The 17,148-nt window shown below is 63.0% G+C and carries 18 protein-coding genes; 7 read left to right on the top strand and 11 right to left on the bottom strand.

Annotated features, from left to right (window positions below; all coding sequences use genetic code 11):
• Positions 1–22 precede the first annotated feature (22 nt).
• Positions 23–949 (top strand): patatin-like phospholipase family protein, encoded by a 927-nt coding sequence (locus O9X62_RS03480; protein ID WP_269531373.1) that lies wholly within the window; start codon positions 23–25, stop codon positions 947–949.
• Positions 946–1,170, top strand: coding sequence for an RNA-binding S4 domain-containing protein (locus tag O9X62_RS03475; protein WP_269531372.1), 225 nt, complete (start codon positions 946–948; stop codon positions 1,168–1,170). The genes O9X62_RS03480 and O9X62_RS03475 overlap by 4 nt, the downstream gene beginning before the upstream one ends.
• On the opposite strand, the gene O9X62_RS03470 is transcribed toward O9X62_RS03475, so the two are convergent.
• The 4 genes from O9X62_RS03470 to O9X62_RS03455 all read right to left on the bottom strand — a co-directional run bounded on the left by O9X62_RS03470 (position 1,146) and on the right by O9X62_RS03455 (position 4,775).
• A complete protein-coding gene (locus tag O9X62_RS03470; protein ID WP_269531371.1) occupies positions 1,146–2,879 on the bottom strand; it encodes a TrkA family potassium uptake protein in 1,734 nt (577 codons plus the stop codon). The two genes, O9X62_RS03475 and O9X62_RS03470, sit on opposite strands and share 25 nt — an antisense overlap.
• 205 nt (positions 2,880–3,084) lie before the next feature.
• The gene (locus O9X62_RS03465) at positions 3,085–3,468 is read right to left on the bottom strand and encodes a DUF6394 family protein (protein WP_269531370.1); all 384 of its coding nucleotides are present in this window, start codon (positions 3,466–3,468) and stop codon (positions 3,085–3,087) included.
• Between the two features lie 52 nt (positions 3,469–3,520).
• A complete protein-coding gene (locus tag O9X62_RS03460) occupies positions 3,521–4,255 on the bottom strand; it encodes a pseudouridine synthase (RefSeq protein WP_269531369.1) in 735 nt (244 codons plus the stop codon).
• A gap of 73 nt (positions 4,256–4,328) precedes the next feature.
• Positions 4,329–4,775 (bottom strand): hypothetical protein, encoded by a 447-nt coding sequence (locus O9X62_RS03455; RefSeq protein WP_269531368.1) that lies wholly within the window; start codon positions 4,773–4,775, stop codon positions 4,329–4,331.
• Between the two features lie 231 nt (positions 4,776–5,006).
• Here O9X62_RS03455 and O9X62_RS03450 point away from each other — a divergent pair, with 231 nt between their 5' ends.
• Both O9X62_RS03450 and O9X62_RS03445 read left to right on the top strand, forming a co-directional pair.
• The gene (locus O9X62_RS03450; RefSeq protein ID WP_269531367.1) at positions 5,007–5,432 is read left to right on the top strand and encodes an organic hydroperoxide resistance protein; all 426 of its coding nucleotides are present in this window, start codon (positions 5,007–5,009) and stop codon (positions 5,430–5,432) included.
• 61 nt (positions 5,433–5,493) lie between these two features.
• Positions 5,494–5,979, top strand: coding sequence for a MarR family winged helix-turn-helix transcriptional regulator (locus O9X62_RS03445; RefSeq protein ID WP_269531366.1), 486 nt, complete (start codon positions 5,494–5,496; stop codon positions 5,977–5,979).
• Here O9X62_RS03445 and glnT read toward each other — a convergent pair.
• Both glnT and O9X62_RS03435 read right to left on the bottom strand, forming a co-directional pair.
• Entirely contained in the window at positions 5,961–7,316 is a 1,356-nt protein-coding gene (gene glnT / locus O9X62_RS03440) for a type III glutamate--ammonia ligase (RefSeq protein WP_269531365.1), read from the bottom strand. The genes O9X62_RS03445 and glnT overlap by 19 nt on opposite strands.
• A 152-nt stretch (positions 7,317–7,468) precedes the next feature.
• Positions 7,469–8,683, bottom strand: coding sequence for a winged helix-turn-helix domain-containing protein (locus O9X62_RS03435; RefSeq protein ID WP_269531364.1), 1,215 nt, complete (start codon positions 8,681–8,683; stop codon positions 7,469–7,471).
• Positions 8,684–8,798: 115 nt separating this feature from the next.
• On the opposite strand from O9X62_RS03435, the gene O9X62_RS03430 reads away from it, so the two are divergent.
• Positions 8,799–9,884: a low specificity L-threonine aldolase gene (locus O9X62_RS03430; RefSeq protein WP_269531363.1), complete on the top strand. Its 1,086-nt coding sequence runs from the start codon at positions 8,799–8,801 to the stop codon at positions 9,882–9,884.
• Between the two features lie 10 nt (positions 9,885–9,894).
• Here the strand turns inward: O9X62_RS03430 and arsC are convergent, their stop codons facing one another.
• The 5 genes from arsC to O9X62_RS03405 all read right to left on the bottom strand — a co-directional run bounded on the left by arsC (position 9,895) and on the right by O9X62_RS03405 (position 14,305).
• Positions 9,895–10,248 carry an arsenate reductase (glutaredoxin) gene (gene arsC / locus O9X62_RS03425; protein ID WP_269531362.1) on the bottom strand — a complete coding sequence of 118 codons (354 nt, stop codon included), beginning with the start codon at positions 10,246–10,248 and terminating at the stop codon, positions 9,895–9,897.
• 71 nt (positions 10,249–10,319) lie between these two features.
• Positions 10,320–10,691: a hypothetical protein gene (locus O9X62_RS03420; protein WP_269531361.1), complete on the bottom strand. Its 372-nt coding sequence runs from the start codon at positions 10,689–10,691 to the stop codon at positions 10,320–10,322.
• A complete protein-coding gene (locus tag O9X62_RS03415) occupies positions 10,688–11,623 on the bottom strand; it encodes a hypothetical protein (RefSeq protein ID WP_269531360.1) in 936 nt (311 codons plus the stop codon). Before O9X62_RS03415 ends, O9X62_RS03420 begins: the two co-directional genes overlap by 4 nt.
• On the bottom strand, positions 11,599–11,979 hold the full coding sequence (locus O9X62_RS03410) for a glycosyltransferase (RefSeq protein WP_269531359.1): 381 nt from the start codon (positions 11,977–11,979) through the stop codon (positions 11,599–11,601). Before O9X62_RS03410 ends, O9X62_RS03415 begins: the two co-directional genes overlap by 25 nt.
• A gap of 208 nt (positions 11,980–12,187) precedes the next feature.
• Positions 12,188–14,305 carry a S9 family peptidase gene (locus O9X62_RS03405; protein WP_269531358.1) on the bottom strand — a complete coding sequence of 706 codons (2,118 nt, stop codon included), beginning with the start codon at positions 14,303–14,305 and terminating at the stop codon, positions 12,188–12,190.
• 96 nt (positions 14,306–14,401) lie between these two features.
• Here O9X62_RS03405 and O9X62_RS03400 point away from each other — a divergent pair, with 96 nt between their 5' ends.
• Entirely contained in the window at positions 14,402–14,770 is a 369-nt protein-coding gene (locus O9X62_RS03400; RefSeq protein ID WP_269531357.1) for a VOC family protein, read from the top strand.
• 116 nt (positions 14,771–14,886) lie between these two features.
• Positions 14,887–17,112 carry a YgiQ family radical SAM protein gene (locus O9X62_RS03395; protein ID WP_308446418.1) on the top strand — a complete coding sequence of 742 codons (2,226 nt, stop codon included), beginning with the start codon at positions 14,887–14,889 and terminating at the stop codon, positions 17,110–17,112.
• Positions 17,113–17,148: the final 36 nt, after the last annotated feature.

Here is a 17,148-nt window from a genome sequence, read left to right as displayed (position 1 = left end):
AAATCGCTACACGAAAGAACCCATGCAACGCCGTCGCCTATTGCTGGCCCTGCCGCTCTTGCTGGCAGCCTGCGCCAGCCCGCCGCCAGCCGAACCCGTCGCGCCGTCCGTGCCGGTAGCGCAACCCGCGCCCAAGCCGATCCGTCTGCCGCGCATCGGCATTGCGCTGGGCGGCGGTGCAGCCAAGGGTTTTGCGCATATCGGTGTGCTCAAGGCGCTCGAAGCCCAAGGTCTCGCGCCCGAGTTTGTGGCCGGCACCAGCGCGGGCAGCGTGGTGGGCGCCTTGTACGCCAGCGGCATGAATGGCTTCACCCTGCAGGAGCAATCGTTCGCACTCGATGAAGCGGGTATCCGTGATGTGAGTCTGGGTAGCGGCGGCTTGGTCAAGGGCGAGAAACTGCAGGATTACATCAACGAGCTGGTCAAGCAGCGGCCTATCGACAAGCTGGTCAAGCCGTTTGCGGCTGTGGCCACTGAGCTCGATACCGGTAACCGCCTCGTGTTTCGCCGCGGCAACACCGGCCAGGCTGTGCGCGCTTCGTGCAGCATTCCCGGTGTGTTCCAGCCCGTGCTGATCAGCGGCAAGCGCTATGTGGACGGCGGCGTGGTCAGCCCCGTGCCGGTGGATGCGGCGCGTGAGCTGGGTGCGGAACTGGTGATTGCGGTGGATATTTCGTCCAAGGCCACGGCGGCCAAGCCCAATGCGGGCATTGTGACCATCGTCAACCAGGCCATCACCATCATGGGTCAGAAGCTGGGCGAGCTGGAGCTGGCACGTGCCGAGGTGGTGATCCGCCCACGCGTGGGCAAGATCGGCCCGGCCGATTTCGACCAGAAGCACGCCGCCATACTCGAAGGCGAGAAGGCCACGCAGGCCGCCATGCCCGCCATCCGTGCCGCGATTGCACGCTGGCAGGATAAACAACGCAGCGAAGGAGCCACACCATGACCCGACACGACGTACCGCTGCGCGGTGAGTTCATCGAACTGCACAATCTGCTCAAATTCTGCGCGATTGCCGATTCGGGGGGGCAAGCCAAAGTGCTGGTCGGCGACGGGCTGGTGACGGTGGATGGCGAGCAGGAGCTACGCAAGACCCGCAAGCTGTATGCGGGCAGCGTGGTGCGTATCTGGGATCACGAGATTCACGTATTGCCGTCCGAGGCCTGATCGGCCGCGGCTTGTTGCCTGCGCCGTGCCAGCCATTGGAATAGCCAGCTGTTCGGCTGTTCGATGCCGGTGCGCACATAGTCGATGGTGCGGGCCTGATTGATGGTGGCCTGCTGCGCCCGGCGTGCCGAGGGCTGACCCAGGAACAGGATGCGCGCCCCCAGATGCAACGGCGTTTCAGGTGGCGGCAGCAGGATTTCGGTATCCCGCTGGATCAGCAGCACGGGCATGCAGGCCAGCTGCCGGCGCGGATTGTCCGGGTCCAGCAGCAGATGGCGTAATTCCAGTGCAGGAACCGGCTCGATCAGCGTGGCGTGCAAGGCGCCCTGACGGCTAGCATCGATTTCCAGTACCCAGTTGTCGGGCACCTGGCCCTGGCCCAGATCGTCGATCTCGCGCAGCAGCGCACTGGCCCATACCTCGCTGCGCTGCTGGATCAGTTCCAGAAAACGCAGCAGCGTGGGCGTGGTCATGGCCCGCAAACACTCCTGTGCCACCACTTCGCTGCGCACCACATTGAGTTCCGGCCGGATGGCGGCGAACAGCGCGCGGTTCATGGTCAGGTTCTGCCGTGCAACCACAAACAGGTCGGGTCTTAGCTGGCGTGCCGTGGCAATCGCCGAGAGATTGTTGGCATCGTTGTCGGTACACGCCACCAGCCCCACAGCATGGTCCAGACCGGCTTGCCGCAAAGTGGCCGCATCCACACCCTGGCCCACCACGCAGGCGGTATCGGGCAGGTCTTCGGGCGGGGCCAGATCAATCACCGTTACGCTGGACCCCTCCGTCGCCAGCGCCGCATGCACGGCGTGGCCAAAGCGGCCAAAACCCACCACCACCCAGTGCCCGCGTGGCGGTTTGATCAGCGGCGGCAACGCTTCGCCCTGAAACGCGCAGAACACGGTCCATAGCCGGCTGGTCTGCGGTGCATGCAGGGCCATGCGGAAACGCTCGCCCACCGCATCGAACATATTGACCACATGGTTGGCACCAAAGCTCGCCATGTTTTCGGCGCCGGCATGGGTCTTGGCCCGGCAGATCGAGACCAGTGCCGGCCGCAACAGATAGGCGCTGATGGCTACGGAAAGGTTGGCCTGCTCATCGCCGGTCAGTGCCAGCACACCCCGACACTGCGGGTGCAGCAGGCCGGCAGTTTTGAGCAGCTCGGGATTGCCGACATGGCCGGCGTAGCCGGGCACATCGAAGGCGTAATCGGCAAAGGCCAGTTCGGTAAGCTTTTCTTCGCGCTGGTCAATGACGACAAAGCGTACCCCGCGCCGCGCCAGCACGGCAGCCAGCAACTGCCCGGTCTGGCCGTAACCGCAGAGCAGATAGAAGGGCTCGCTCATGTGCCTGACTTTGGCGCTGAATCGCGCGAGCTGCACGGCTTGCTGGAAGCGCTTGTCCTGCAGGATCGAGAACAAGGTGCCCAAGCCATACGCCCAGCCGATCACCGACAGATAGATGCAAACCACCACCCACAGGCGCTGACCATAGGTGAACGGGAACGGCACCTCGCCAAAGCCGATGGTGGTGGCGGTATAGCTGACAAAGTAGAACGCATGGAAGAAGTCCATGCGGTACGGCTGGCCGTTGCTGTCGATGCCCGGTATCAGCACTAGCCCGATCACCGAGATGGCATAGATCAGGATCAGCGTTATCAGCGGCGCTCGCATGCGCCGCAGGACGAGGAAGAAGATGTTGGGCATGTATGAACTACGCTCCAACTGGCTCCCTCGCGGCGCCGCCAGCGTTCTTGGCGAGTGTAATGAGCCTAGAACCTGTGCGTGTACCGTTCGAGGGTTGGGGTGTGGAATCAATCAGCAAAGTTCGGTTGAGATGCTGATGACGATTAGCGTCCGGTTTCCCCGCGCGCACAGCTGAGCGCGCAGGCTGTTTGTTGGGTGATCGTGTTCAGCGGCGCATCTGCAGCGTTTCGCCAATCAGCAAGACGACCGATACCAGATTCGCCATCAGCGCGCCGCCTGACAGCGAGACGATGCTGGACGTCACGCCAGGTGTCATGCCCACGCCGGTGACATAGAGGCAGTAGCCCCATACAAAGGCAGCGGCGAGCAGCTGCAGATCCGCGACCAGACTGGTGGCCAGATGCAGCGCGCCAAGCTGGGTCCGATCACCGAACTTGAGCACGGTAGCGATCAGGTTGACCACAACAGCGGCGAATAGCTCGTAAACATCGTGCTGGTGCGGCACATCGATATCGCCGATGAAGAAGCCGAAGTTCAGCGTGAAGGCGAGGAGGATGAAGAAAGCGAAGATGACTTTTTCAAGATTCATGGCAGCGTGGGCTCAGTGGGGTCTTCCCTGATCATAGGCTGCAATCGCCGTCTCAGTGTCCCAGCCAGCCCCATGTCCGCAGCTGCGCCTCCGGGATTTCGCGCCAACTGCCTTCCGGCAGATCGGCCAGCACGCCTTCGCCTAACCTGGCAGCACCCATGGCGATACGGTGCAGTGCCTCGACGCGGTTGCCGGCAGCCGCCACCATGCGCTTGACCTGATGGTACTTGCCTTGGCTGATCGTCATTTCCAGCGTGTGGCTACCCAGCGGGCGCACATCGCTGGCCGCCAGCGGCTCGGTCTCGTCGTGCAGCAGCACGCCCGAGGCCAGCGCGGTGATGAGTGCGTCGTCCACGGCGTGTTTGGTGGTCACCACATAGGTCTTGGGCACATGGCGCCTGGGCGAGGCCAGTGTATGGTTGAGCGCGCCGTTGTCGGTGAGCAGCAGCAGGCCGGTGGTGTCGGCATCGAGTCTTCCCACTGGCTGTACGCCGCGTTCGATGAAATGCGCAGGCAGCAGGCTCAGTACCGAGACATGGTGCTGCGGTGAGCGCGAGCACTCCACGCCGGCGGGTTTATGCAGCGCCAGATAAAGCTGCGCGCGCCAGGGCCAGTCGGCACCATCCACCGTCAGTACGCAGCCCTCTGGTGAGATGCGGGCATCGGGATCGCAAGCGGTGACGCCATTGACGGCGACCCGCGCCTGCTGGACGAGCGCGCGCGCCGCCTTGCGGCTGCCAAAGCCCTGCGATTGCAACAGACGTTCGAGTGGAAGGGGTTTGTTCACGCACGAGTCCGGAAAAACACAGCCCCGCCCGATGCGGGCGGGGCTGGCGCGATTCTAGCGTGTGGCGGGGCGATCAGTCCCAGCGGCGGTAGTCGTCACGGTCGTGGCGATCATGCCGGTCATGGCGGTCGTAGCGATCATGCTTCCAGTGCTTGTGGTGACGATGGCCGCGATGGCGGTCATCGCGATACACATAGCGATCCACGTAGACCACGCGTGGTGGCGGTGCCGGCACATAGATCACACGTTGCGGCGGGTGACGGTAACGGGGCCGCTCGACCACGTACTCGTGACTGGCGTAATGCACCGGGCGCTGATACGCAGCCGCCGCACCCAAAGCACCGCCCAGTGCGGCACCTACAATGGCCCCGTCACGCCCGTCGAGGTGATACCCCAGTGCCGCGCCTGCGGCGCCGCCGAGCGTGCCGCCTACAACCACGCGGCTGTTGTCGGCGTGTACGACGGTGATACCCAGACCCAGCATCAGACTGGCCAGCAAATACTTTACGGTTTTCATCATCTCGCCCTCCGGCTATGCAGCCCATGCTGCAGATGGGCGCATCGTGCGGGCTGATGGCTGAATCCATGCTGAACCCTTTCGGGGCGAAAGAGGTCATGAACCGGCGGACTATCAGGCCGATAGAAACAAACAAATTGTACACAAAGTATTTGTTGGATAAGTTTCGTCCTGCCAGGTCGATGACCGACCCGATAACCCGATGCCCAGGCATCCCACGCAAAGGAAATCATCATGTCCGTCCAAGTGCTCTACACCGCTCAAGCCACAGCCACCGGCGGCCGCGAAGGCCAGATCGCATCGTCCGACGGCGTACTGCAAGCCAAGCTGGCCCTGCCGCGCGAAATGGGCGGCCCTGGCGGTGCAGCTACCAACCCCGAGCAGCTGTTTGCCGCGGGCTATGCCGCGTGTTTTGAAAGCGCCGTGCGCTTTGTGGCCCGCCAGCAGGGCGTGAAGATCGAGCAATCGTCGGTGACGGCCAAGGTGGGCGTGGGTCCGCGAGCAGCAGGCGGCTTCGGCCTGACCGCTGAACTGGCCGTGTCGCTGCCGGGTATCGACCCCGCCGTGGCTGCACAGTTGGTGGAAGTGGCACACCGCGACGTTTGCCCCTATTCGCATGCCACACGCGGCAATGTGGATGTGAAGGTCAGCCTCGCCTGAACGGCGCAACGGTAGAATGCAAAACGCGGCCGGAAAGCCGCGTTTTGCCATTGAGAACATCATGAAACCCGAAGACTGGCTACGCCTTGATGCCCAACTGTGTTTCCGCCTGTACGCCGCCTCGCGTACGGTGACGCAGTGCTATCAACCCCTGCTGGCACCGCTGGGCCTGACCTACCCGCAGTATCTGGTCATGCTGGTGCTATGGGAGGAGGACGGCCTGCTGGTGAAGGAGGTAGGCGAGCGCCTGCGGCTGGACTCGGGCACGTTGACGCCGCTGCTCAAGCGCCTGGAGCAGGCCGGTCATATCCGCCGCGAACGCCGCGCGGAAAACCAGCGCGAAGTGCGTTTGATGCTGACCGATACGGGTCGGGCACTGCAGGCCAGCGCGCTGGGCGTGCCGCAAGGCTTGGCCCAGGCGCTGGGGATGCCGGTAGACGAAATCGTGGCGCTGCGTGGCTTGCTGGACAAGTTGCTGGCGCAGAGCGATGGCTGTGCTGATGCCAGCGCCTGCACTACAGCCGGGGATCAGAAGAAGTCTGCGTAGCGCTTACGCTCCCAATCGGAGACATGGCGCTGATACTCCACCCACTCCATGCGCTTGAGACGAACGAACTCGTCCACGAATTCCTTGCCTAGCGCCTGAGTCAGTACCTTGTTGGCTTCAAGCGCATCCACGGCTTCGCCCAGATGCTGCGGCACGTAAGAGATACCGGCCTCGGCCAGCATGGCGGGCGTGTATTCGTACAGATCGTCATCCACGCGGGTACCCGGATCGAGCTTGCGCGCAATGCCATCCAGGCCCGCGGCGATCAGCGCGGCTGTGACCAAGTAGGGGTTGGCACCGGCATCAGCCAGGCGCCATTCAATCCGCCCGCCGGGGCAGCGGCCCAGCACGGTGCGATTATTACCGTAGGCGATGTAGGCCGGTGCCCAGGTCGCACCTGAGAGCGAGTTGCCCACCACCAGACGCTTGTAGCTGTTCACGGTGGGCGCACACAGCGCCGTCAGCGCGGGCGCGTGGTGCAGCAGGCCGGCGAGGAAGTGATAGCCAAGCTGGCTCAGCTCGTAGCCATTGGGGTCGGCTTTGTCCTCGAACAGATTACGGCCCTCGGCATCGGCAATCGAGGCATGGAAGTGCAGGCCCGAACCCGCGCGGTCGGCAAACGGCTTGGGCATGAAGCTGCACAGCATGCCCAGTTGCTCGGCAGCGTGGCTAGCCGCCATCTTGAACCAGATGTAGCGGTCGGCACTGGTCAGCGCGTCGCTGTACACATAGTTGATTTCGTACTGGCCCGGCGCGTCTTCGTGGTCGATCTGGTAGACATCGGCCCCAGCAATCTCCATCGCCTCGGTCACATGCTCCAGGAACGAGAGGTTCTGCTCGCGGCTCAGGGCCTTGTAGTCGTAACTGGCTTTGTCGAGCACGTCGAATTCATCGGCCGGCTTGTAGTCACCCTTGCCATCGCGCTTGAGCAGGATGAACTCGGGCTCCACGCCGGTATTGAGCGTCCAGCCGTGCTCGGCCAAGCGGGCAATCTGGGTCTTGAGCAGCACGCGCGGGCACAGCGGATGCGGCTTGCCGTGCACATGGCCATCGCCCACCACACGCGCATAGCCAGGCAGCCAGGGCACGGGCAGCAGGGTGCTCAGATCAGCGCGCGCGTAGAAGTCGCCACCGTTGCGGGCAATGCCCGTGCCCCAGATCGCGTAACCCGAAAAGCCCGCACCGGTGTGGGTGATCAGGTCCAGATGCCGTGCCGGCACGATCTTGGTCTTGGCCGCGCCGTGGATATCGACAAACTGCGCCATCACGTAGTGGATGTCGTGGTCTTGCAGCCATTGCTGGGCCTGGGGCAGGGTCGTGCGCTGATCGGTACTCATGGCTTCCTCGTGTACTGTGCTGTACTGGTTTGCATCGTGGCCAGTCTGGCGGAGGCTGGCAGTATTCTCGATGTGATGGGCGATCGCCAGATACAGAGCCCGCAGGCATTCGGCGCGATGTATTGCCGGCTACCCCGGTACAGATGCCGGGTTCAGATCAGGCTGAACCCGTCGGGCAGCCTGTTTGCCTGGACGTGCGGCGTGCCGTGCCAGTCTGCACAGCGCTGGAGGGCAGCGGACACATCCGCCATCAGGCGCTGGCTCAAGCGCACACCCGGTTCCAGATACAGCGCCTTGACCTCGAAGACGCCTTCCTTACGATGCGCCTTGGCATCGAGCCGCCCCACCAGCTTGCCGCGCGACAGGATGGGCAGCACGAAGTAGCCGTACTGGCGCTTGGGTGCGGGCGTGTAGCACTCGATCCGGTAGTCAAAGCCGAACAGCTCGCTGGCGCGTTTGCGATCCCACACCACCGGGTCGAACGGCGAGAGCAAGGTGGTGGCGGTGGCGTTGAGCTTGCCTTGCTGTGCCAGCGACAGTTCGTCGGCCAGGCTCTGGTGCACGAACAGATCGTGCTTGAAGCCTTCAACCTGCACGGGCACCAACTCGCCCGCATCGGCCATCGCGTGCAGGGCCGCATCGTACTTGCCGCGCTTGAGCCGGTAGTAGTCGCCAACCCAGCCGGCTTTCACCAAGCCCAGCGCACGGCAGCTGTTGCGCACCATCGCGCGTTCGGCGGTGGGCCAGTCGGGCTGGTCGCGCATGTCATCCCAGCCGTCTCGGTAATGCTTGGCCAGCACACGCTCGGCCAAGTCATAAACGCGCTGGAAGTTGCGGCGCTCGGTCACCATCAGTTCGCCAGCGCTGAACAAGACTTCGAGGTGACGCTTTTCGGGCTTCCAGTCCCACCAGCCATTGCCCTTGCCGCCCTGGCGTTCAAAGTCGGCCGAGCGCACGGCGCCGTGGTCACGGATGCGTGCGAGCAGCGTGTCGATTTCCGGGCGGTGCTGCTGCATCCAGCGCACCGAAAACTTCCAGCCCATCGCCGCCGGATCGCGCATGCGGTAGCGCAGCAGGCCGTAATCCTCGATCGGCACAAAACACGCCTCGTGCGCCCAGTATTCATACAGCTCGCCGCGCGCCAGTGCCTGTTCCAGCCAGGCTGGCTCGTAATCGCCCAGCCGGCTCCACAGCACCAGGTAAGGGCTGCGCGCCACCACGCTGATCGTATCGATCTGCAATAGCGCCATGCGCCGTATCGCGGCCAGCACATCGGCCGGTTTGGCCTTGCGCCGCGCCGGCGTCAGCAGCCCCTGGGCAGCCAGATGCAGATGGCGGGCTTGCTGCAGCGAAAGGTGTAGGGTCATGGCGCGCCAGCAGGTGAACGAAGGTGCTCCATGATGGCAATGTGGGCGAGCGGATGCAATGGCGGCAGGTGCTACAGTGCCGGCTGTCCGCCCCCGCCTTATTGAGAGCCCGCCGATGAACCCGCTTGAACTGCGCCAGCAATGCCACACCGTTTTCCCCGGCCACCGCGCCCCGTCGCCGGCCGAGCAGTTTGCGGCCATGGGGGCGTGGTGCGAGGCCAACGCCGCCCGTGGCGATTACTACGGCGAGGGCAAGGTGGTGCAGGACTTCGAGCGCAAGGTGGCGGATCTGCTTGGCTACCCGGCCGCGTTGTTCGTGATCAGCGGCACCATGGCACAGACCGTGGCGCTGCGTCTGGCCTGCGAGGACCGTGGTAGCTCGCTTGTCGCCATGCATCCCACCGCCCATATCGCCTTGCACGAACGCAGCAACTACCAGTTGCTCAATCACTTCAAGCTGCTGACGCTGGGCGACAAGCACCGCTGCTGGACCGCCAGCCATCTGGCCGCGGTGCCAGATCGTCTCGGTGCCGCCTTGTACGAGTTGCCCATGCGCGAGATCGGCGGGCAACTGCCCGACTGGGCCGCGCTGGACGAGATCAAGACCGCCTGCCGCGTCCGCAACATTCACCTGCATCTGGATGGCGCACGCCTATGGGAAGCCGCCGCCGGTTACGGCAAACCACTGGCCGCCGTCTGCGCCGGTTTCGATTCGGCCTACGTGTCGTTCTACAAGGGCATAGGCGGTCAGGGCGGGGCCATGCTGCTCGGTAGCGAGGATTTCATCGCCCGCGCACGCGTGTGGATGGCGCGTATGGGTGGCAATGTCTGGCAGCGCCTGCCCTATGTGGTGTCGGCCGCCATGCAGTTCGACGCACGCCTCGCGCAGTTACCGGCCTGTGTGCAGCGCGCACGCGAACTGGCGTTGGTGCTGGGGGCGATGGACGGTGTGGCGGTGAACCCGCCGGTGCCGCAAGTAAACATGTTCCATCTGCATCTGCCGTTCAGCGAAGCCACGGTGGTGGCCGCCCGCAACCGCTTGGCGCAAGAGGACGGCATCTGGCTGTTTGGTGGCGCGCAGGCTGCCGACAAGCTCGAGCATGCCTATGTGGAATGGTATGTGGGCGACCAGTTGCTGGCGGCCAGCGATGCACAGGTGCGGGATGCGATGGCGTGCTTTCTGGACTACTGCCGCGCTTAATCAGGTAAAGCTAGTCCAGCAAAGCCAGCACCGCCTCCGGCGGCCGCCCCAGCGCCGCCTTGCCATTGACGACCACAATGGGCCGCTCGATCAGACGCGGATGCGCCACCATGGCCCCGATCAGCGCATCGCGGCTCAAGGCCGGATCGGCCAGCCCCAGATCGAGGTATTGGTCTTCTTTGGTGCGCATCAGCTGGCGTGGGTCGGCGAAGCCCAGCTGAGCCAGCAGCGTGTTCAGCGTGGCGGCATCGGGCGGGGTGTCAAGGTAGAGCACGACGGTGGCCTGCTGGCCGTGCTGTTCCAGCAGGGCCAGCGTCTCGCGTGATTTGCTGCAGCGGGGGTTGTGGTAGATCGTTGGGGACATGGGTATCGAACCGTCGGGAAGCCTTGCAAAATGTAACCGTCCCCGTTTGCTGAGGCAAACGACCCCGCCTTTTACTGGGCAGTCACGCGCACAAAGGCGAGCGGGTAGTCGAGCGTGGCAGCCGCAACATGCTGGAGCGGGATGGCAGCCGGTTCATTGGCCGTCTTGTTTTTGAACAGCGTCCCGGAAAACCCCGTCGTGGTATTCGAGATGTGTTCAACGACCGTCCATTGGCTGGCGAATTGCTCGGCTTGGGTTTTCGTAAATTTGCTGGCGTGGCGGTTGCCTTTCTCCAGCACGCTTGTGGCAATGGCCCCATTAAAAAGGTCCCCTGGCTCTCGACCGGGAGACTCTACTGCGTCACGTCCAAATAACGCCTCCGCCGCCAATTGTAATTGGATGTATTTAAGTAGATCGGCATAGGCAATATTTTTGGTTGTCATTTGGTTTCCTCCTGCTTGGGGATCAGCACCTGATCAACAAACTTGCGTGTGGGGTTGTCTGAATCACTTCCCGGAATTCGTGGGCATGACCTCACTCTTAGCCAAGGCGATACCCCGCCCTGACTCCAAACAAACCGGGTGAACTCGGCCATAGTTTCCTTGGCCTGCAAGTCCAGCACCTTGATCGTGGTACTCGCCACCCACAGCTTGCGGTGCTCGGGAATCACGTGGTCTTCAAAAGTGACGGCGTAGCGGGGTGCCGGACCAGCAGCGGGGGTTTTATCCAACACCCAGCGATACACGTTCAGATCCATATTGGGATTTTGCTTGAGCGCATACACCACATTCGGTGCATGAATATCCTTCTTGCCTACAGCCCGCATCGAACCGCTATACCGCCACCGCTGCCCCCCATCCTCCACCTCCACATAGCGATAACCACGCACATTGGACGGGTTACCGGGTTGGTAGTCGGGGGTAATGTAGCCCCGGCTCTCCGGGCTGACCGGCTTGACTCGATCGCTGGAGTGCTCGTAGCCCAAGAAGCTATTGATATACCCGTCGTCAGTAGAATCATGGGTATTCGCCGCCCCCACCCACATCGGATCCGTCCAGCTCCGGTCACCGCGGTCGGTGCGGATCTTCTGCAGCAAGATTCCTTCCACCTTCTCCACCTTGCGGTAAATCCGTATCCCCGCCTCGGTCCGGCATTTCTCCTCAAACAACTGCTGCCCCGCTTCATAACGCGCCTGCAGTTGCGCGGGCGTCAGGGTGGCCGATTGGCTGCCGGCGGAGGTGGCGGGGCTGCAGGCCAACAGTACGGCGCTGGCACTGGCACCCAGCCAGTGGCCCCATGCGGCGCGCCGTGGCGTAGCAACCAGGGTGGGTGCAGATACGGCGGCAGGAATCAGTCGTTCAATAAGGTGAGCCATGCTTGTCGGCCTTGGGTCTGGGAATAATGGGTCTGGACGTGTTCGCGGGCCTGGCGGCGCAGGGGCAGCTGGGCGTCGGGGGTATCCAGTACGGTATGGCGCTGTTTGACCAGCGTGTCGGTATCAAAAAAGTCCACCCGCCACCCGTGTTCGCCATGGCGGATAACCTCGCGCACCGGGGAGGTGTCGGAAGCAATCAGCGGGCAGCCGGCGGCCATGGCTTCGGGCAGTGACCAGCTCATTACAAACGGATAAGTCAGGTAGACATGGGCGCTGCTGGTCTGCAGCACCCGCAGATAATCGAGATAGGGCAGTTTGCCCAGAAAAATGCGGGTGCAGCGAATGGACGCGTACAACAGCTTCCCTGCTTGGGTTGGCCTTCTTAGTTGGCGAATGTCAGGGCGGCGGCGCAGGTAATCATGGGCAAGGAATATATCGCGGCCTATCCCATTCCCGCATCACCCAGATGGGGTAGGGGTGCTGTGGGAGCGGCTTCAGCCGCGAATGCTGCATTGTGTGATGCACTGCATTCGCGGCTGAAGCCGCTCCCACACCTGGGTGCGCTCAGCGCGTGATACCGGCCTGATTCAGCACAAACGCATACTCATCCGCCACCTCGCGAACACGTGCAAAGCGACCCGATTTGCCGCCGTGGCCGGCTTGCATATTGATCTTGAACAGTAGCGGGTTCGTATCGGTCTTCAGGGTGCGCAGCTTGGCCACCCACTTGGCGGGTTCGTAATACTGCACCTGCGAGTCGTGCAGCCCCGTGGTCACCAGCATGGCCGGGTAAGGCTGGGCCTTGACCTGATCGTAGGGCGAATAGGCCAGCATGATGTCGTACCAAGGTTGCAGCTTGGGGTTGCCCCATTCGTCGAACTCGTTGGTGGTCAGCGGGATGCTTTCGTCGAGCATGGTGGTGACGACGTCTACAAAGGGCACATGGGCGATCAGGGCGCGGTATTTCATCCCGGCCTGATTGGCCACGGCCCCCATCAAGAGGCCGCCGGCGCTGCCGCCCATGCCGAACACCTTGTCGCGAGCGCCATAGCCCAGGTTGACCAGCGCATCCGTGACATCGACAAAGTCGTTGAAGGTGTTCTGCTTGTGCTTGAGCTTGCCTTGCTCGTACCAATCACGCCCCATTTCCTGGCCGCCGCGGATATGGGCGATGGCGTAGACAAAGCCGCGATCAAGGAGCGCTAGCTGGCTGCTGCGGAATTCCGGGTCGGACGACATGCCGTAGGCGCCATAGGCGTACTGATAGAGCGGTGCGCTGCCATCGCGCTTGAAGCCTTTGCGGTAGACCAGCGATACCGGCACTTTCACGCCGTCACGCGCCGTCACCCAGATGCGCTCGGTCACATAGTTCTCAGCCTTGAAGTTGCCGAGTACGGCCTGCACCTTGCGCACCGTGCGTTTGCCCGTGTTCATGTCCACATCGATGATGGATTTGGGCGTGGTCAGCGAGGTGTACTGATAGCGCAGGGTGTGGGTGTCCTGCTCGGCATTGATGTCGATTTCCGCCGTGTAGGCCGGTTCGTCGGCATCCAGATGGAAGGCTTTGTCCGGTGCCGCCCAAGGCATTACGCGGATACGCAGCAAACCACCCGAACGCTCGTTGATGACCAGGTGGTCGCGGAACAGGGCGAACTGCTGGATGAACACGTTGCGATCATGCGCCACCAGCGCTTGCCAGTTGGCTCGGCTGCCGATGGCGCCATCGGCTACCTGCATCAGCTGGTAGTTGGGTGCCTGCCAGTCGGTGCGGATGATCCAGCGGCTGCCGATATGATCGGCCTGATACTTGATGCCGCGCTCGCGCGGTGCGAGCAGGGTCGGTGCGTCGTTCGGCTTGGCCGCATCGATCACGCGGATCTCACTGGTGGTGGTGCTCTCCAGCTGAATCAGCACGTAGCGGTCGTCGCCGCTATTGCCCAAGCCCATGAAGAAGCTGTCGTCATCTTCGGTGTAGATCACCGTATCGGTTTTCGGATCGGTACCCAGCGTGTGGCGCTTGATGCGCTTGCCCAGCAGCGTGACCGGATCATTCTCGATGTAGAAAATCGTCCGGCTATCGGCCGACCAGGCGAGTGCAGGCGATAGTCCGGTGATGGTTTCCGGGTAGAGCTTGCCGGTAGCCAGATTGCGGATGCGCAGCGTGTACTGGCGGCGTCCGCTGGCATCTTCAAACCAGGCCAGTTGTTGCTGATCGGGCGCCACATCGAGTGCACCCACCTCATAGAAGGGCTTGCCGCGGGCCTCGCGGTTGCCATCGATGAGTACCTGTTCCTTCTCGCCCTTGAGTGGCTTGCGCGCATACACCGGGTATTCCTTGCCCGGCACAAAACGCGTGTAGTAGCGGTAGTCGCCCTGCGGATACGGCACGGTGCTCTCATCCTGCTTGATGCGTGCCACCATCTCCTTGAACAGCTTGTCTGCCAGCGGCTTGTACGGCGCGCTCATGGCGTCGTGATAGGCGTTCTCGGCCTTCAGGTAGGCGAGCATGTCCTTGTCGCTGCGCTGGTCATCGCGCAGCCAATAGTAAGGATCAGTGCGCTTGCCGTGCGGTGAAGCCACCTCGAAGGGACGCGGTTCGGCCTTGGGGGGCATGGGCGCTGCCATCACGCTGCAAGGCAGCATCAGGGCAAGCACCAGTGACAGAAAGTGGGTGGGTTTCATGACAATGGCGGTCGATAATGCGCGGAGGGCGCGAAGACTCCTGTCTAGCACAGACGGCCGCATGACGGCCACCCGAGACTGAGCAAGGAGGCAATCATGATTGGCTATATCACCCTAGGCACCCGCGATATGCCGCGGGCCATCGCTTTTTACGAAACCTTGCTGGGCGAGATCGGTGCGCAGCGCGTATTCGAGTTCGAGCGCGGGGTGGCATGGGGCACCTCGCAGGAGCAGGCTGCGCTCTCGATTGTGCTGCCTTTTGACGGGCAGCCGGCTACCGTGGGCAATGGCGTGATGGTGGCGCTGGCAATGGACAGCCAGGACAAGGTGGACCGCCTTTACGCCAAGGCCATGGCGCTGGGGGCGAGCGATGAAGGCGCGCCCGGTGAGCGCTGGCCAGGATTCTATGCAGCCTACTTTCGCGACCTTGATGGCAACAAGCTCAACTTCTTCTGCATGGGCTGAGTCCCGGCGCGCTGGCGTGGTGACATAAGACCATGAAATAACAGGGATTTTGCAAGACCGTGTCAGCGATATCTGCGATAATCGCCGGCTAACTGTTTGTCGAGCTGCTGCAATCCATGTCTGATTACGTCAAAACCGGCCCCGATGGCATCCCCGCGCTGAGCGTGCTGCCCGAGGGCGTGCTGCCCCGTCCGCCTGCGCCTTTCCTGCCGATGAGCCGCAAGGAAATGGCGGCGCTGGGTTGGGATCAGTGCGACATCATTCTGGTGACCGGCGATTGCTATATCGATCACCCGAGCTTCGGCATGGCGCTGATCGGCCGGTTGCTGGAGGCCCAGGGCCTGCGCGTGGGCATCATTGCCCAACCCGATTGGCACTCGGCCGAGCCGTTCAAGGCACTGGGCGAGCCGCGCCTGTTCTTTGGCGTGACCTCGGGCAATATGGATTCGATGGTCAACCGCTACACGGCTGATCGCAAGGCGCGTTCCGACGATGCCTACACCCCGCATGGCGCGCCCGACAAGCGCCCCGACCGCGCCACCGTGGTCTACGCCCAGCGCTGCCGCGAGGCTTTCCCCGGCGTGCAGATCATGATCGGCGGCATCGAAGCCTCGCTGCGCCGTATCGCCCAATACGATTACTGGGCCGAGAACGTGCGCCAGTCCATCCTCATGTACAGCAAGGCCGATATCCTGCTGTTCGGCAATGCAGAGCGCGCACTGGTCGAGATTGCCCAGCGTGCCAATGCCGGGGAAAAACTGCGCGACATGCACAATGTCCGCGGCACGGCCTTTGTGGTGCCGCACGGCTGGCGTCCCGGTGACGGTTGGTCGGAAGAGGATTCGACCACCGTGGACATGCCCGGCCGTGTCGATACCCATATTGACCCCTATGCGATGGAGCCTGCTGCACCCAAACCGGCTGAAGGCAGCTTGCCTGAAGGCGCGCAACCGATCCGCCTGATCAGCAAGGCCGAACGCGTGCGTGCCAAGCTCGATGCACGCCAGCGCACCGTGGTGCGTATCCCCGCCTATGAGGCCGTGGCTTACGACCCGGTGCTGTATGCGCACGCGAGCCGCGTGCTGCATCTGGAATCGAACCCGCATAACGCCCGCGCGCTGGTGCAGCTGCATGGCGAGCGCGACGTATGGATCAACCCGCCGCCGATCCCGCTGACCACGCCGGAGATGGATTACGTCTTCGATCTCAAATACGCGCGCAATCCGCACCCGAGCTATGGCGATGCCCATATCCCGGCCTGGGAGATGATCAAGTTCTCGGTGAACATCATGCGCGGCTGCTTTGGCGGCTGTACCTTCTGCTCGATCACCGAGCACGAGGGCCGCATCATGCAGAGCCGCTCGGAGGACAGCATCCTCAAGGAAATCGAGCATATCCGCGACCAGACCGAGGGCTTTACCGGCCACATCACCGATCTGGGCGGCCCTACGGCCAACATGTACCGGCTGGCCTGCAAGGACCCGAAGATCGAATCGGCCTGCCGCAAGCTCAGCTGCGTGTACCCGGACGTGTGCGAAAACCTCAATACCGATCACGGCCCGCTGATCCAGCTCTACCGCAAGGCACGCGCGATTCCGGGCGTGAAGCGCATCACCATCGGCTCGGGCCTGCGCTACGACCTGGCGGTGAAATCGCCCGAATACGTGAAGGAGCTGGTCACCCACCATGTGAGCGGCTACCTCAAGATCGCCCCCGAGCACACCGAAGACAATGTGCTCAGCAAGATGATGAAGCCCGGCGTGGGCGCGTACGAAGACTTCAAGAAGTTGTTCGAGAAGTTCAGCAAGCAGGCCGGCAAGGAGCAGTACCTGATTCCTTACTTCATCGCCGCCCATCCGGGCACCACCGATGAAGACATGCTGAACCTGGCGCTGTGGCTCAAGAAGAACCGCTTCCGGCCCGACCAGGTGCAAACCTTCACGCCCACACCGATGGCGCTGGCCACGGCCATGTGGCACAGTGGCCGCAATCCGCTCAAGAAGCTGAGCCGCAGCTCCGAGAAGGTGCCGGTGGTAAAGGACCTGCAGCAGCGCCGTCTGCACAAGGCCTTCCTGCGCTACCACGACCCGAAGAACTGGCGCTTCCTGCGCGAGGCGCTGCACAAGATGGGCCGCAGCGAGCTGATCGGCAACGGCCCCGAGCACCTGATCCCGTTCGAGCGCCCCGGCGAGCGTGAAGGCAAGCCTTTGCCCGCTAATGCGCGTGGCGGCGGCGGACCGGGTTCGGTGGGCCGCATCATGGTCAATGCACCGCGCAAGCCGCGTCAGCCCAACCTGGGCGGTGGCAAGGGCAAGACGCCGCACAAGCCGCGCGGCAGGTAAGTTCCTCAGGCCGGGCTACCCAGCCCGGCTATCCCA

It is taken from the genome of Chitinimonas sp. BJYL2 (assembly GCF_027257935.1).
Lineage (GTDB): Bacteria > Pseudomonadota > Gammaproteobacteria > Burkholderiales > Chitinimonadaceae > Chitinimonas.
The sequence above is the reverse complement of the archived record's forward strand: the minus strand, read 5'-3'. Positions and strand labels throughout refer to the sequence as shown.

Excerpts from the sequence above, each read along its gene's own strand:
- O9X62_RS03480 (WP_269531373.1), top strand. The coding sequence starts at position 23 with ATGCAACGCCGTCGCCTATTGCTGGCCCTGCCGCTCTTGCTGGCAGCC.
- O9X62_RS03475 (WP_269531372.1), top strand. The coding sequence starts at position 946 with ATGACCCGACACGACGTACCGCTGCGCGGTGAGTTCATCGAACTGCAC.
- O9X62_RS03470 (WP_269531371.1), bottom strand. The coding sequence starts at position 2,879 with ATGCCCAACATCTTCTTCCTCGTCCTGCGGCGCATGCGAGCGCCGCTG.
- O9X62_RS03465 (WP_269531370.1), bottom strand. The coding sequence starts at position 3,468 with ATGAATCTTGAAAAAGTCATCTTCGCTTTCTTCATCCTCCTCGCCTTC.
- O9X62_RS03455 (WP_269531368.1), bottom strand. The coding sequence starts at position 4,775 with ATGATGAAAACCGTAAAGTATTTGCTGGCCAGTCTGATGCTGGGTCTG.
- O9X62_RS03450 (WP_269531367.1), top strand. The coding sequence starts at position 5,007 with ATGTCCGTCCAAGTGCTCTACACCGCTCAAGCCACAGCCACCGGCGGC.
- O9X62_RS03445 (WP_269531366.1), top strand. The coding sequence starts at position 5,494 with ATGAAACCCGAAGACTGGCTACGCCTTGATGCCCAACTGTGTTTCCGC.
- glnT (WP_269531365.1), bottom strand. The coding sequence starts at position 7,316 with ATGAGTACCGATCAGCGCACGACCCTGCCCCAGGCCCAGCAATGGCTG.
- O9X62_RS03435 (WP_269531364.1), bottom strand. The coding sequence starts at position 8,683 with ATGACCCTACACCTTTCGCTGCAGCAAGCCCGCCATCTGCATCTGGCT.
- O9X62_RS03430 (WP_269531363.1), top strand. The coding sequence starts at position 8,799 with ATGAACCCGCTTGAACTGCGCCAGCAATGCCACACCGTTTTCCCCGGC.
- arsC (WP_269531362.1), bottom strand. The coding sequence starts at position 10,248 with ATGTCCCCAACGATCTACCACAACCCCCGCTGCAGCAAATCACGCGAG.
- O9X62_RS03420 (WP_269531361.1), bottom strand. The coding sequence starts at position 10,691 with ATGACAACCAAAAATATTGCCTATGCCGATCTACTTAAATACATCCAA.
- O9X62_RS03415 (WP_269531360.1), bottom strand. The coding sequence starts at position 11,623 with ATGGCTCACCTTATTGAACGACTGATTCCTGCCGCCGTATCTGCACCC.
- O9X62_RS03405 (WP_269531358.1), bottom strand. The coding sequence starts at position 14,305 with ATGAAACCCACCCACTTTCTGTCACTGGTGCTTGCCCTGATGCTGCCT.
- O9X62_RS03400 (WP_269531357.1), top strand. The coding sequence starts at position 14,402 with ATGATTGGCTATATCACCCTAGGCACCCGCGATATGCCGCGGGCCATC.
- O9X62_RS03395 (WP_308446418.1), top strand. The coding sequence starts at position 14,887 with ATGTCTGATTACGTCAAAACCGGCCCCGATGGCATCCCCGCGCTGAGC.